We start from the raw sequence: 14,096 nt of genomic DNA, 5'->3' as shown, positions 1-14,096 counted from the left end.
CCGCCGGCGCCGGCATCGTCCAGACGATACATACCGCGCCCCGAGGCTTCGCATCCGCCTTGCCCTTGACTTGCCGCACCAAGCTTGCCACACCGTTTGCATTCGAATGCAAATCCGAAGACGGAGAGTTGAGTGGCAATCTATCTCAAGCGTGGGGCGACGGCGGAAGCGAAGGCCGAGGGCGACCGGAAGGTACGCGATACGGTGGAAGCGGCGCTGGCCGACATCGAGGCGCGGGGCGACGTGGCCGTGCGCGAGATGAGCATACGTTTCGACGGGTGGGACCGCGAAGACTATCGCCTGAGCCAGGCCGAAATCGATGCCGCGGTCGATAGCCTGACCGCGCAGGAGCGCAAGGACATCGAGTTCGCGCAGACGCAGGTGCGCAACTTTGCGCAGATCCAGCGCGATTCCATGAAGGACGTGGAAGTCGAAACGATGCCCGGCGTGGTGCTGGGCCACAAGAACGTGCCGATCAACGCCGCCGGCTGCTACGTTCCGGGCGGCAAGTATCCGCTGCTGGCGTCGGCGCACATGTCGGTGATCACCGCCAAGGTGGCCGGCGTGAAGCGCGTCGTCACCTGCGCCCCACCGTTCCAGGGCAAGCCCGCCCGCGCCATCGTGGCCGCGCAAGCCTTGGCCGGGGCGGACGCGATCTATGCGCTGGGCGGCATCCAGGCGATCGGCGCCATGGCCATCGGCACGCAGACGATCGACCCGATCGACATTCTGGTCGGCCCCGGCAATGCCTTCGTGGCCGAAGCCAAGCGCCAGCTGTTCGGCCGCGTGGGCATCGACTTGTTCGCCGGCCCCACCGAAACCCTGATCATCGCCGACGAGATCGGTTGCGACCCGGAAATGGCCGCCACCGACATTCTCGGGCAGGTGGAACACGGCCCCGACAGCCCCGGCGTGCTGCTGACCAACAGCGAGAAGTTCGCGCGCGAAACGATGGCCGAGATCGAGCGCCTGTTGCAGATCCTCCCCACCGCCGATCATGCCCGCAAGGCGTGGGAGACCTATGGCGAGGTCATCGTGGCCGAAAGCTACGAGGAAATGGTCAGGATCGCTGACGAGATCGCCAGCGAGCACGTGCAGGTGATGACGGCCGATCCGGATTACTTCCTGCAGAACATGACCAACTACGGCGCCCTGTTCCTGGGCGCGCGCACCAACGTCAGCTTCGGCGACAAGGTGATCGGCACGAACCATACGCTGCCGACGAAGAAGGCGGCGCGCTATACCGGCGGGTTGTGGGTGGGCAAATTCCTCAAGACCTGCACCTACCAGAAGGTGCTCACCGACGAAGCGAGCGCGCTGGTGGGCGAATATTGCAGCCGGCTCTGCGCGCTGGAAGGCTTCGCCGGGCACGGCGAGCAGGCCAACCTGCGCGTGCGGCGCTATGGCGGGCGTGACGTGCCCTATGCCGGGCAGGCAACCCCGAGCGAACTGACGCGCGCCTGATGCTGCCCGCCACGCCGTCTTTCCGCCTGGACGGGCGCCGGGCCCTGGTGACCGGCGCCGGCAGGGGCATCGGGCTGGCGATGGCGGCGGCCCTTGCCGAAGCGGGCGCGGCGGTCACGCTCGCCGCGCGGACGCAAGGCGAAATCGAACAAGCAGCCGCCGCCATCGGGCAGGCGGGTGGCATGGCCGAGGCGGCCGTGCTCGACGTGGCGGACATGGGCGCGGTTGCCGCCTTCTTCGAAGGCCGGCCCGCGTTCCACGTCCTTGTCAACAACGCCGGAACCAACCGCCCCATGCCGATGTGGCAGGTGGACGAGGCCGATTACGACGCGGTGCTGGACCTCAACGTGAAAGCGGCGTTCTTCGTGGCGCAGCATTGCGTAAAGGCCATGCTGCGTGATGGCGTGAAGGGCAGCCTGATCCATATCGGCAGCCAGATGGGCCATGTCGGCGGGCCGAACCGGAGCCTGTACTGTGCCAGCAAGGGGGCGCTGGAAGGCATGAACAAGGCCTTCGCGCTCGACCTTGCGCCACACGGCATCCGCAGCAACACTATCGCGCCAACCTTCATCGAGACGCCAATGACCAAACCGTTCTTCGAAGACGAGGCATTCCGGTCCAGCGTGCTCCAGAAGATCAAGCTGGGCCGGCTCGGCACCGTGGAAGACCTGATGGGCGCGGCGCTGTTCCTCGCCGGCGATGCCAGCGCAATGGTGACGGGCACCAGCCTGGTCGTCGATGGCGGATGGACGGCGGAATGACATTCAAGGCACGCTTGAACGCCGGCGATTTGCTGGTCGGCACGTTCATCAAGACCCCATCGCCCATCGTGGTGGAAGTCCTGTCGTTGACGGCGCTGGACTGCCTGTGCCTCGATGCCGAGCACGCGCCGTTCGACCGGCGCGATATCGACCTGTGCGTCGCACTGGCCCGCGCGGCGGACAAGCCGGTTCTGGTCCGGGTGCCGGTCACCTCGCCCGAACAGATCCTTGGCGCGCTGGACTGCGGAGCAACCGGCGTGGTCGCGCCGCACGTCCGTTCCCGGGCGGAAGCGGAAGCGCTCGCGCGGTACGCGCACTATGGCGCGGGTGGCCGGGGCTATGCCGGATCATCGCGCGCGGCGGGCTATACCACGCGGACCATGGCCGATCACTTGGCCACAAGTGCGGCCAATACCGCCGTGATTGCCCAGATCGAAGACCCCGAAGCGGTGGACGCCATCGACGAGATCGCCGCCGTGCCGGGCATCGACGCGCTGTTCGTGGGACGTGCGGATCTGACCGTCGCCTATGGCGCGTCCAGCCAGGACGACCCGCAGGTGATCGCCGCCGTCGAAAAGATCTGCGCTGCCGGGCGTCGCCATGGCCGCCCGGTGGGCATGTTCGTGGCGCGGGCCGAAGACGTCCCGCTGTGGCGGCAGCACGGCGCGACGCTGTTCCTGCTGGAATCGGACCACGCCTTCCTGCTCAAGGGCGCCGCCGCCCTTCTGGACCGCACGCGCGCGTGACCGGACCGCCGGCCAGCATAACGGCCGCGGCGACGATGCTGGCGCGTGGGGAAACCACCGCCCGTGCCTTGCTGGATCAGGCGCTCGAGAAGCTGGATAGGGACGGCGATCGCTTCCACGCGATGCTGGCGTTCAATCCGCACGCGGCGCGGGACGCGGAGGCCGCCGACCGCGCCCGGTCGCAGGGCACCGCAGCGGGGCCGCTCCATGGCATTCCGCTGGTGCTCAAGGACAACATCGATCTTGCCGGTGTGCCCACCACGTCGGGCTGCCGCGCGCTTGCCGGCGCGATGCCCCGGCGATCGGCCATAATCGTCGAACGCCTGCGCGATGCGGGTGCGGTAATCGTCGGCAAGACCAACCTGTCCGAATTCTCGTTCGAAATCCGCTCGCGCAGTTCGCTGGGCGGCGACGTCCTCCATCCCCGGGCTCCGCACGCCAGCGCCGGGGGATCGAGCGGCGGCACGGCCGTTGCCGTGGCTCAGGGCTATGCGCTGGGCGGGATCGGCACGGACACCGGCGGTTCGATCCGAATCCCCGCAGCCTTCAACGGGCTGGTCGGATTCCGGCCCGCCCACGGCGCGCTGCCGATGCAGGGCATCGCCCCCCTCGCCCCGTCCACCGACACGGTCGGCCCGATCGCCCGAACGGTGGCGGACGCCGAATTGCTGCTCGCGGCGATGGGCCACGGTGTGTCCGTGTCCGCGCTGCCACGCCGGATCGGGGTGGTGCGCGAGGTGTTCGGCGCCAACGCCGCCGTGGATGCTGTATGCGCCACCGCGCTCGACCGGCTGGCCGAAGCGGGCGTCACGCTGGTTGACCTGCCCGCGCTGCCCGCCGACCTCAACCCCGGGCATGGCGAGCATATCGTGGATGCCGAGTTCGCGACGGCCTTCGATGCCTATCTCGCATCGAACTTCCTGCCCGGCTCCGCCCCTGCCTCGCTCGATGTGATCGTTGCCGGAGAGGCGTTTTTGCCCGATCATGCCAAGGCGCTCGCCGCGCGGATCGCGGCGAAGGACCGCGAAACCGCCAGCATCCTGGCACGGCACCAGGCCCTGGCAGGGCATCTCGGCGCGGCCTGCGCGGCGCTAGCTATCGATGCCCTCGTCTATCCGACCTCGCAGGCCATTCCGGACGATCTGGAAAACCCCAAGGGCGGCTGGGCTCCCGAGCTGGCGGCCCGCAGCGGCTGGCCGGCGCTGACGGTCTGCGCCGGGTTCGCCGCGAACGGCATGCCCGTGGGCATCGAATTCCTCGCTCCGCCGGTCAACGAGGGCGCGCTGTTCGCCCTTGCCCGGCTGATCGAGGCAACGGCCGTCTAAACCCGGCGCTTCCGCCTCTCTCGCACTTCCGAATTTTGCCGGCTTCGGTTCGCCCCGTGGCCGGCGAACGGCGCTTGCCGCGCGCACAAAAAATGACCGGACCCGATCAGGGCCCGGCCAGAGGGAGAACAGACAATGACGGGGCGGGAACCTGTCCCGCCCCGCGTGAAGATCAGAACTTCGTGCCGACGCGGACGCCGTAGGTACGCGGCGCGCCATAGGAGACTTGCATGCGCTGGCGGCGACCGATCACGCCGCTCAGCAGGACCGCGCGGTTGGTGAGGTTGTCGCCATAGATTTCCACGAAGGTACGGTCGTTCTTGTCGCTCCAGCGCAGCGAGGCATCGAACTTGTCGTAGGACTTCTGGAAATCCAGCGGGGTGTTGCGGTCGGTGACGTAGTAGCTGCTCGAATGCAGCCAGGTGCCCATCGGCGACAGCGTGCCGGCATCGCCGAGATCGAGATCGTAGGACACCGCAACGGTCGACTTGAACTTCGGCGACTGCGGAATGGACTTGCCGGCAAGGTTCAGCGAGACCGGGTCCGTGCCATTCGACAGGCCAAAGAAGTTGTTGCCGCTGATATAGCTCGTGTACTTGGCGTTCATGAACGCCGCGGTCGTGTCGATGTGCAGGCCAGCCACCGGATTGAGGCGCAGCGCGACTTCACCGCCATAGCTGCGTGCCTTGCCGGCCGAACCGAAGTAGGACACCAGCGGCGTATAGACGTTGATCTGCAGGTTCGAGAAGCGGTTGTAGAACACCGAAGCCTCGATCTGGCCCTTGCCGCCAAGGATCAGCGACTTGACGCCGCCTTCATAGGCCGAAACCTTCTGAGGCGCATAGGAAGCCGGGATCAGCGGGTTGCCGCCGGTGTCGTTCACGCCGCCGGACGCGAAGCCGGTGGACGCGGTGGCATAGATCATCGTCGAACGCGAAGGCGTGAACTGGATGCCCGCGCGCCAGGTCCAGCTGTTGAAGCCCGGCGAACCCTTCGTCGTCACATAGGGCGTGACGAAGTTGTAGGTGCCCGGCGCCGCGTCCGCGTAGTCGGAGAAGATGAACGCCTTCTTTTCGTGGCTGTAGCGCAGACCGCCGATCAGCTTCAGCTTGTCCGGCACGATGGCGTAGCTGGCCTGACCGAACGCGGCATAGGCGTTGGTGGTTATGTCCGAATCCGCCTTGAAGCCATTGGTGGTCGCGCCCGGCGCGGTGATCTTCTGCTGATAGGTCTCGAAGATCGAGTCATGCAGGTAATAGCCGCCGATCAACCATTCGAGCGGAGAGCGCGAGTTCGAGGCGAGTTGAATCTCCTGCGAAAACGCGTTGGACCGGGTGTTGGGTTCCTGGATGCCCGAGCCGTAGCCATAGGCTTCGAACACCTTGCTCGACTGGTCGTTGTCGGCGCTGCGATGCGCGCGGAAGTGGGTGTAGCCGGTGATCGACTTGACCGTCGCGAACCCGAGATCATAGGCGATCTGGCCCGAAACGTAGTCTTCCTTGATGTGTTCGAAAGGCTGATAGTCCCAATCGTTGGTCCACGCGCCGCCGGTGACCGGCAGGCCCACATCGCGCCCGGCAACGTTGGGCGAACCGTTGGGCACCGAGGGGTTTACCGCCAGGGGGCTGCCGTTGATCGACTGATAGCCCGTGGCCGGGTTGATCAGCGTGCCCGCGACCTTGTAGCCATAGGAACCCGCGCCCGCATCGTCACGGCGCCAGGTGCCAGCCCGCAGCGTCACTTCCAGGCGGCTGTCGGGCTTCCACTTCAGCACCACGCGCTGCGCGTTCTCGTTGAGGTCGTTCAGCACGACGTCCGAGGTGGTCGAACGGACATAGCCATCGTGGCGCTGGAACACGCCGGACACGCGCAGCTGCAGCGTATCGGACACGGGGATGTTGACGTATCCGTCGATCCGGGCCGAGTTGAAATTGCCCTTGTCGATATTGATACCCGCGCCAAGATCCTTCATCGGATCGGACGTGACGACGCTGACGTTGCCGCCGAAGGTGTTACGGCCGTACAGCGTGCCCTGCGGACCGCGCAGCACTTCCACGCGGGCCACGTCGAACAGCGGAATGCTCTGCTGCTGCGTGCGGCTCTGATAGATGCCGTCGACATAGAAGCCGATCACGGGGTCGGTCTGGGCGGAAACGAGGCTGGTGCGGACGCCGCGAATGGCCGGGAACGAGTCCGAACCCTGCGAACCCCAGGTAAAGCCGGGCGTGGCGAATTCGACGCGCGAGATGTTGTTGGCGTGCAGCCGCTCAAGCGCCTCGCCAGACAGGGCGGTGACGGCGATCGGCACGTCGCGCAGGCGTTCGCTGCGGCGCTGCGCGGTCACGATGATGTCCCCACCCACATCGGCCGATGCACCGGCGCCGGCGTCAGACTGCGGCGCGCCCTGCGCCAGAACCGGTGAAGCGGTCATCGCCATCGCGATGGCGGACGCCCCGAGGCAGAATTTGCGATGCATCGATTACTCCCCTTTCCCTCATTGGAATTTGACAGGAACTTATCGAGCCCGCGCCAACCCGTCGATATCTTTTTGCATTCGAAGTCACATTTTGTGATTGCGCATCGACCTGTTCAAAATAATCCTTATATCTCTGTATTTTAATTTCCATCAGCCGCACATATTGCGGCAGCACAACCTCGTTAAGACGCGCAGAAATGCCGCCCTCGTGCGACATTTTAACAACATATCTGATACCGAATGCATCGATCTGGTTGCCATCAGGCAAAACGCGCCGATTCTCCGATGATCAACTCGCCCGAGAACAGACGCTGTTCCGCCGGAACGGAAGGATCGTCGAGTCGCTCCATCAGCATCCCGACCGATGCTTCGGTCATCCGGTTGACCGGCTGGCGGATCGTCGTCAGCCGGTAGCTTTCCCACATGGCGGGGCCGGACCCGTCGAAACCCACGATCGAAAGGTCCTGCGGTATGCGCCGGGCGCAATCCTGGCGCGCGCCGTCCATGGCGCCGATGGCCATCATGTCACTGCCACAGACGATCGCGTCCAGCTGGGGTCTTTCCTGCAGGAGTGAGATCAGCCCCGCTCGTCCGGAAGCGTAGCTGTAGTCTCCGCGCACCACCGGAACATCGGTCATGCCGGCCGCCGCCAGGGTAGCCAGAGTGGCCTGGCGCCGTTCTTCGCCGACATAGCTGTCTTCGGGGCCGGCAATGACTCCGAAACGGCGATGCCCGCTGTCCAGCAGGCGCGTCACCAGATCGCGTTCGCCCTGGGCGGAATCGCACCGGATCGAACCGGCTCCGCCACCGCTGGCCATGCGGTTGTAAAGCACCACCGGAATGCGGTGACGGGCAAATTCCGCCAACTGGTCGTCCGACAGACGCACCGCCGCGATCACGCCGTCCACCGAATGGCGCCAGATCTGGTGGATGATCTGGTCGACATCGCTTTCGCTGCGCAGGCTAAACAGAAGAACGCGCATGTCGCGATCGGTCAGGCTGGCGCACAAACCCGCCAGCACTTCCGGATAGGTAAGGTTGGTATTGCTCGAGATCAGCACCGCCACAAGGTGGGTACGCTTGGAAATCAGCGCCTGCGCGAGGGCATTCGGCTTGTAGCCGATCTCCGCCGCCACCTTCAGGATTTTTTCGCGCTTCGCCTGCCCGATCGAGGCGTTGGGCGCGAAACACCGCGAAACCGCCGACTGCGAAACCCCGGCAAGGCGCGCGACATCGTAAGAGGTCGGCCGCCGCCCGGCCTTCGCCAGAAACGATTGAGCATCCGTGTCAGACTTGGTTTTCGCCATGAGATCCCGTCGCGCTTGCACTTGCGGCACTTCTAGGCCGTCGGTCGCAACAGGCAAGTTCGGCGTCGGATTAGGGCGGCGACACTGTCGCGCACAAGGGGCATGACAATTGCATTCGAATGCAATATACGGGCGCGCAGATTCCACCACAGGAGCGTATCCATGAGTGTCCCAGCCCCGCGCGGCTTCGAGAATCGCACGCGCTATGCCAAGGCCCCGGCGCGAGACCAGATTGCCGACAGCAGTTCGGTTTCGGATCTGGTCGCCGGCGTGCTGCGCGATGTGCGCACCCGCGGCGACGCCGCCGTGCACCAGTATTCCCGCGAGTTCGACAAGGCCGATCTCGACCAGTTCGAAGTCAGCGCCGCCGATCGCGCCGCCGCGGTGGCGGAACTCGATCCGCAGACCCGCGCGGACACCGAGTTCGCGATCGAGAACGTCCGCCGCTTCGCCGAAGCCCAGCTGGGGACCATCCTGCCGCTGGAAGTCGAGCCTATGCCGGGCCTGCACCTCGGGCATCGGGTGATTCCCATCGAGCGCGTCGGGGCTTATGTTCCGGGTGGCCGTTTCCCGCTGTTGTCGGCCCCGATCATGACGATCGTCCCCGGCAAGGTGGCCGGCTGCAGCGAAGTGGTGGCCTGTCTTCCCCCCAACGCGCACCGCGCCATGATCGCCGGGTGCCACCTCTCCGGCGCCGACCGCATTTTCCGCATCGGCGGCGCACAGGCCATCGCGGCCATGGCGTTCGGAACCGAAAGCGTGCCGCAGGTCAACAAGATCATGGGCCCCGGCAACGCGTTCGTGAACGAGGCCAAGCGCCAGGTGTTCGGGCCGGTGGGCATCGACCAGCTGGCCGGACCTTCCGAAATCTTCGTGGTGGCCGACGAGACCGGCGATCCCGAACTGATCGCCACCGATCTGCTCGGCCAGGCGGAGCATGACATCCGCACGCGCGTGGGCCTGATCACCACCGACAGCAAGCTGGCCGAAGAAACCGTGGCCGCTGTGGAACGCCAGCTCAAGACGCTCGCTACCGCCGCCGTCGCCAGCGAAAGCTGGCGCGATTACGGCGAAGTGGTGATCTGCGCGGACGAGGCAGCGATGATCGCCTATTCCGACTACGTGGCTGCCGAACACCTGCAGGTCCACACCCGCGATCCGCACGCCTTCTCCCACAAGCTGCGCAACTACGGGTCGCTGTTCATCGGTGAAAACGCCAGCGTGGTCTATTCCGACAAGAACGTGGGCACCAACCACACGCTGCCCACCATGGGCGCCGGCCGCTATACCGGCGGCCTGTGGGTCGGCAGCTACGTGAAGATCGCCACCCACCAGTGGCTTGACGATAGCGCGGTGCGCGCGGTCGCCCCGCCGGCGATGCGGCAGAGCGGCAGCGAAGGGCTGGAAGGCCACCAGAAGGCCGCCGCGATCCGCCTCGAACGCCAGAAGGCCAACGCCTGATTTCGTCCGCAGGCCGTCACCGCGAGACGCCTCGCGGTGACGGCCGGGATATAATCGGACAGACAGCCCTTCGGGACACGCAAAAAGGCCCGCGAACCACCAGGTTCGCGGGCCTTTTCACATGCAGTCGAGGGGCTCAGCCGAAGATCGGCGCCGCCGGACTGTCGGTTCCGCGTACCACAAACGCCTTGGCCGGCACCGAAGCGGTGTTCCGGAACGCATGGGCGAGGCCGGTCGGGATGGTGAGCGTATCGCCCGCCCCCAGCAGAAGCGCTTCGCTGCCCCAGCTTACCTCCAGCGTCCCTTCCTGCACGATCAGCACTTCCGCTTCGGCGCGGGCGTGCATCGGAACATAGGCACCGGTCTGCAACGTCAGCAGGCGCAACTGGAACCCGTGCGGCCACCAGCCCGCAATCGGGCCAGCCGCGAAACCGTCTCCGCTGGCGCCCACCGCGATCAGACCGGCCTCCTCGACGCCTTCGCGCGCGAGAGGCGAATCCGGGTTCGCCACGGCATCGCCCCAGCGGACGATGCACTGCATCAGCTTCTCGATCGGCGGGGTGGCGAGTTCGCGCAGTTGGCTCTCGTCGAGAGGGGCCTCAAGCTCCATCTGGCGCAGGGTGTGCTCACCCTCGCTGGTATCGATCAGTTGCCCGCCCTTGACGAGCTTCAGTCCGAATCCTTCGGCCGCCTCGAACACCGCCGGCGCCCAGGTGACCTTGCCCGGATCGTCTTCGCCCAGCACGGTGAACAGCATGCCCAGGCCATCGTCGATCTTTTCGAAGCCGCGGAACATGTGGATCGGCACCGACACGACGTCGCCCGGTCCGATGTCCAGCGTGCCATCCTCGCGGTTCGGCCCGAACAGCAGCCGCCAGTGCCCGGAATGGACCATGAAGACCTCGGCGGTATCATGGCTGTGCTGCGAATTGACGCAGCCGAAGGGCTGGCGCGCCGCCCCGATGTTGAAACCGTGCTTTTCAGTTATGTGCACGAACTGGTCGGTGCTTTCGGACACGCCCGGACCGATGATTGTGAAGTTCTCCTTCTCTGTCGACCCCGGCGTGCGGGTATCGATGAAGGCGGTGCGGCAAGGCACGAGATCGGCATAACGCACCAGGCGCTGCGCCATGGCCTCTCGGGTCCACTCGGTCACGATAAGCTCCAAACTTGATGTTGCATTCGAATGCAAATCTGGTAGGTCAAGACCGGGGAAAGCGCAAGGCCGAGTTTTCGCTTTTCGGATTAGGCCTGCACTGAAACGAGAAAAGAGACCGCCTTCGATGCTGCCGGCCGAGAGCACCGTACCCGTCCTGTTCCTGCCCGGAACATTGTGCGATGCGCGCGTTTTCGCCGCGATCTCGGGCGCGCTATCCGCCGAACGCACGCTTCATGCCGATCTGACGCAAGATACGTCGGTGCAAGACGCGGCCGAAAGGCTGCTGGCGACGGCGCCGGACCGGTTCATCGCCGTGGGTTTTTCTCTCGGCGCCATCGTTGCGCTGGAACTCGCCGCCCGTGCGCCGCACCGGATCGCGGCCATGGCCCTGATCGCCGGCAACGCGCGGCCTGTGCCAGAGGCCGATCATGCCGCCCGTCGCGCCGCGGTGGCCGGTGTCGATCCCGCAACGCTCGTCAGCGAACAGCTCTGGTCACGGTATGTCCACCCGTCGCGCAGCGATGAAAAGTGCCTTCGCGCGCTGATCATCGCCATGGCGAACGCGTGCCCGCCGGGCACGGCCGAACGGCAGACCGAGATCGCGCTTTCACGCCCCGACAACCGCCCGCGCCTTGCCCGCATGGACATGCCGACACTCGTGCTTTCGGGCGCGCAGGACGTCGTCGCGCCCGAAGAGCTGCAGGCCGAAATGGCCAACGCCCTGCCCTGGGCGACATGGACCGAGGTTGCCAATGCGGGGCACTTCCTGCTTCTTGAGCAACCCGCCGCCTGTTCCGCCGCGTTTTCCACCTGGCTCGGGCAGGTCGATCTTCACCAATCGCGCGCAGAACGTCAGTGCGCAAACATCTCAACCTATTCCAACGCGTCGGAGGTATCGTGACCGAAAGCAATCCCAAGCCCGTAAAGCCGGTCGAATCCGCGAAAGCGGCCGCGCCCTCCGGCGGCAGCGTCCTTCAGGTGGAGCGCCGCGATTTCACGCAGCTGGTGCCCGAAAACCGGCCGCGGGTGCAGTCGATGCGCGGGTTCGACGAATCCTATACCGACATCGTCGACTACATCATCCGCTGTACCCACCGCATCTGGGACGAGCGCGACGTGGGGCTGATCTACAGCCACTACACCCACAACTGCGTTGCCTACACCACGCTGGGCACGATGTATGACCGCGAGACGCACATCCGCGACACGATCCAGCGGCTTGTCGAGTTTCCGGACCGCCGTGGCATGGCGCAGCAGGTGATCTGGCGCGGCAACGACGTGGACGGCTTCTACACCAGCCACATGACCCACGGGCTGGGCCGCCACTCCGAGTTCGGTTCGTGGGGCAAGCCCACCGGTCGGACGTTCTGCACCCGCACCGTTGCCGAATGCATGATCCTGGAAAACAAGATCTACAAGGAATGGATCGTCCGCGACAACATGGGCCCGCTGATCCAGGTCGGCGTCGACCCGCAAGTGTTCGCCGAAGGGCTGGCGCGGAAGAAGTTCGAAAACGGCGAGACGGTGCTGGACCTTGCCGAGAACCGGCGCCTGCTGGGCCAGTATCCGCCCGAAAGCGAAGCCGACCTTTCGATCGCCCACAACGAAGGCGAGGAACAGCTGCTCCGCTGGCTGCACCACATCTACAACAAGCGCATGTTCGGCCTGATCCGCGACATCTACGCGCCCAATTGCCAGTGGCATGGCCCCTTGATGCGCGAACTGGGCGGCGTTGCGGCGGTGCTGCAGCAGACGATGCGCCTGGTCGCCCTGATCCCGGATTGCGCCTTCGTGCCGCAGCATATCTGCTCGGTCGACAGCGAAGAGGGCGGCACCAAGTATGCCCTGCGCTGGACCATGGACGGTCACCACATGGGCTACGGCTCGCTCGGCGCGCCGACCGGCCACCACCTTTCCGTGATGGGCGTCACCCACTTCCACATTCGCGACGGCAAGATCGTCGACGAATGGGTTGTCTATGATGAACTCTCGATGCTGGTCCAGATCAAGCTCGCCGAACTGCAGCGCGCCGCCTGATCGCATCCGTGCTTGCCGTGCGGCCCCCACCGCGCGGCAAGCCCTCCCGCCCTCCCGTTCAGCGGACCGATCCCATGTCCATTCCCGCCGCTTCCGTTCCGCTGCCGCACTCCGATCCAGCCTCGGCCGAACCCGGCCTTGGGCGTCAGGTGCTGGTCTTCGTGCTGCTGCTTGCCTGCGAGTTCCTCTATGGCTGGGCCTGGAACACGGTGGACGTGCTGCGGCCCTACATCCGGGAATCGCTGGGGCTTTCGCTGATCGAGGCGGGCTCGGCCTATTCGGCGCAGGGCGCGGGCGCGCTAACCGGGGCCATCGTGCTGGGGCAGATCGCGGATCGCATCGGGCGCCGCCGCGTCCTGTCGGGCCTCGTGTTCGGCTACGGTGTGCTGCTGCTCGCCGGCATGATCGTTGCGAGCTACCCGCAGCTTCTGCTTCAGCGTTTCCTGCTCGGCTTCTTTGCCGGCGGTTCGTTCCCGGTGGTGGTGGGCATCTACATCAACCTGTTCCAGCCCACCTTGCGCGGCCGCCTTGCCGGCACGCTCAACGCTGCCTTCAGCCTGTCAATCGTCATGCTCGGCGTGGCGATGGGGCTGGTCGCGCCGGGCAACTGGAAACACCTGCTGCTGATCGGGGGCATTCCTCCCCTCGCCCTGGCCTTGCTTGTCCTTGCCGCCATCCCCACAGGATCGCGCATGGATCGCGGGGCGCGCGGCGGGGTATCGCGCCTGCCGGTCAGCGAACTGTTCGCGCCGGGTCTGCGCCGGCAGACGCTGATGCTGGCGACCATGGCCGGCCTCAATTTCTTCGGATACGCGGCGTTCAGCGGCTGGCTCACAACCTACCTGACCGGCGAACGCGGGTTCAGCGCCCAGACCGCCGGCGCGCTGGTTGCCTGGCAGTTCAGCGGCAATATCGTGGGCGGCTTCTTCTGGGGCTGGGCCGCCGATCGCTTCGGGCGCCGCTTCAACGCCATCGGCTTCCTCATCGCTTCGGGCGCGATCGCGGTCTATCTGCTGGGGCCGGCGGACCCGACGGTGCTGAAACTGGCCGGGCTCATCTATGGCGCCGCACTGTGCTCCAGCGTGATCTGGGGACCGTGGATGGCCGAACTCTATCCGCCGCACCTGCAATCGACGGCCGCCTCGATCTTCAACTGGGGCCGGGTGATCAGCTTCTTCGCGCCGATCATCACCGCGCAGATCGCGCAGTCCTTCAGCCTGGCAACGGCGATGCTGCTCGGTGCAGCGTCGTTCACAACGGCAGCCGTAATCTGGCTCATGCAGCGGGAAACGCTGCAGCGGAGGTAGGCGGCAACCGACTCTTCCCCTCCCGCCTAGCGGCGATTGCCAGACATGCACGA

General features: G+C 65.8%; 11 protein-coding genes. 8 read left to right on the top strand and 3 right to left on the bottom strand.

Going from position 1 to position 14,096, the window contains the following annotated elements:
- Window positions 1-132 precede the first annotated feature (132 nt).
- The 4 genes from hisD (EH199_RS08865) to EH199_RS08850 are packed head-to-tail and all read left to right on the top strand — an operon-like array spanning window position 133 to window position 4,296.
- Window positions 133-1,464: a histidinol dehydrogenase gene (gene hisD / locus EH199_RS08865; RefSeq protein ID WP_124808897.1), complete on the top strand. Its 1,332-nt coding sequence runs from the start codon at window positions 133-135 to the stop codon at window positions 1,462-1,464.
- Window positions 1,461-2,225: an SDR family NAD(P)-dependent oxidoreductase gene (locus tag EH199_RS08860; RefSeq protein WP_124808896.1), complete on the top strand. Its 765-nt coding sequence runs from the start codon at window positions 1,461-1,463 to the stop codon at window positions 2,223-2,225. Before hisD (EH199_RS08865) ends, EH199_RS08860 begins: the two co-directional genes overlap by 4 nt.
- Window positions 2,222-2,971: an HpcH/HpaI aldolase/citrate lyase family protein gene (locus tag EH199_RS08855; RefSeq protein WP_206694922.1), complete on the top strand. Its 750-nt coding sequence runs from the start codon at window positions 2,222-2,224 to the stop codon at window positions 2,969-2,971. The genes EH199_RS08860 and EH199_RS08855 overlap by 4 nt, the downstream gene beginning before the upstream one ends.
- Window positions 2,968-4,296: an amidase gene (locus tag EH199_RS08850; protein ID WP_124808894.1), complete on the top strand. Its 1,329-nt coding sequence runs from the start codon at window positions 2,968-2,970 to the stop codon at window positions 4,294-4,296. The genes EH199_RS08855 and EH199_RS08850 overlap by 4 nt, the downstream gene beginning before the upstream one ends.
- Before the next feature lie 172 nt (window positions 4,297-4,468).
- Here the strand turns inward: EH199_RS08850 and EH199_RS08845 are convergent, their stop codons facing one another.
- Complete coding sequence (locus EH199_RS08845; protein ID WP_124808893.1) at window positions 4,469-6,772, bottom strand: TonB-dependent receptor; 2,304 nt, start codon at window positions 6,770-6,772, stop codon at window positions 4,469-4,471.
- Window positions 6,773-7,032: 260 nt separating this feature from the next.
- Complete coding sequence (locus EH199_RS08840; RefSeq protein WP_124808892.1) at window positions 7,033-8,079, bottom strand: LacI family DNA-binding transcriptional regulator; 1,047 nt, start codon at window positions 8,077-8,079, stop codon at window positions 7,033-7,035.
- A 162-nt stretch (window positions 8,080-8,241) separates the two neighbouring features.
- On the opposite strand from EH199_RS08840, the gene hisD (EH199_RS08835) reads away from it, so the two are divergent.
- Window positions 8,242-9,540: a histidinol dehydrogenase gene (hisD, locus tag EH199_RS08835; RefSeq protein ID WP_124808891.1), complete on the top strand. Its 1,299-nt coding sequence runs from the start codon at window positions 8,242-8,244 to the stop codon at window positions 9,538-9,540.
- A gap of 136 nt (window positions 9,541-9,676) precedes the next feature.
- Here hisD (EH199_RS08835) and EH199_RS08830 read toward each other — a convergent pair whose 3' ends face one another.
- Complete coding sequence (locus tag EH199_RS08830) at window positions 9,677-10,696, bottom strand: cupin domain-containing protein (RefSeq protein WP_124808890.1); 1,020 nt, start codon at window positions 10,694-10,696, stop codon at window positions 9,677-9,679.
- 127 nt (window positions 10,697-10,823) lie between these two features.
- Between EH199_RS08830 and EH199_RS08825 the strand changes: the two genes are divergently transcribed.
- From EH199_RS08825 to EH199_RS08815, 3 genes are all read left to right on the top strand, one after another.
- Complete coding sequence (locus tag EH199_RS08825; RefSeq protein WP_168196161.1) at window positions 10,824-11,600, top strand: alpha/beta fold hydrolase; 777 nt, start codon at window positions 10,824-10,826, stop codon at window positions 11,598-11,600.
- Window positions 11,597-12,736: an ester cyclase gene (locus EH199_RS08820; protein WP_199558035.1), complete on the top strand. Its 1,140-nt coding sequence runs from the start codon at window positions 11,597-11,599 to the stop codon at window positions 12,734-12,736. Before EH199_RS08825 ends, EH199_RS08820 begins: the two co-directional genes overlap by 4 nt.
- A 74-nt stretch (window positions 12,737-12,810) precedes the next feature.
- Window positions 12,811-14,043: an MFS transporter gene (locus EH199_RS08815; protein WP_124808888.1), complete on the top strand. Its 1,233-nt coding sequence runs from the start codon at window positions 12,811-12,813 to the stop codon at window positions 14,041-14,043.
- Window positions 14,044-14,096 lie beyond the last annotated feature (53 nt).

The organism is Novosphingobium sp. LASN5T, assembly GCF_003856955.1.
Classification (GTDB): Bacteria; Pseudomonadota; Alphaproteobacteria; order Sphingomonadales; family Sphingomonadaceae; genus Novosphingobium.
This window is presented reverse-complemented; position numbering and strand designations above follow the sequence as displayed.

What these genes read in the sequence shown, in the direction of transcription:
- EH199_RS08815 (WP_124808888.1), top strand. Translation starts at nt 12,811, where the DNA reads ATGTCCATTCCCGCCGCTTCCGTTCCGCTGCCGCACTCCGATCCAGCC.
- EH199_RS08840 (WP_124808892.1), bottom strand. Translation starts at nt 8,079, where the DNA reads ATGGCGAAAACCAAGTCTGACACGGATGCTCAATCGTTTCTGGCGAAG.
- EH199_RS08825 (WP_168196161.1), top strand. Translation starts at nt 10,824, where the DNA reads ATGCTGCCGGCCGAGAGCACCGTACCCGTCCTGTTCCTGCCCGGAACA.
- EH199_RS08855 (WP_206694922.1), top strand. Translation starts at nt 2,222, where the DNA reads ATGACATTCAAGGCACGCTTGAACGCCGGCGATTTGCTGGTCGGCACG.
- hisD (WP_124808891.1), top strand. Translation starts at nt 8,242, where the DNA reads ATGAGTGTCCCAGCCCCGCGCGGCTTCGAGAATCGCACGCGCTATGCC.
- EH199_RS08845 (WP_124808893.1), bottom strand. Translation starts at nt 6,772, where the DNA reads ATGCATCGCAAATTCTGCCTCGGGGCGTCCGCCATCGCGATGGCGATG.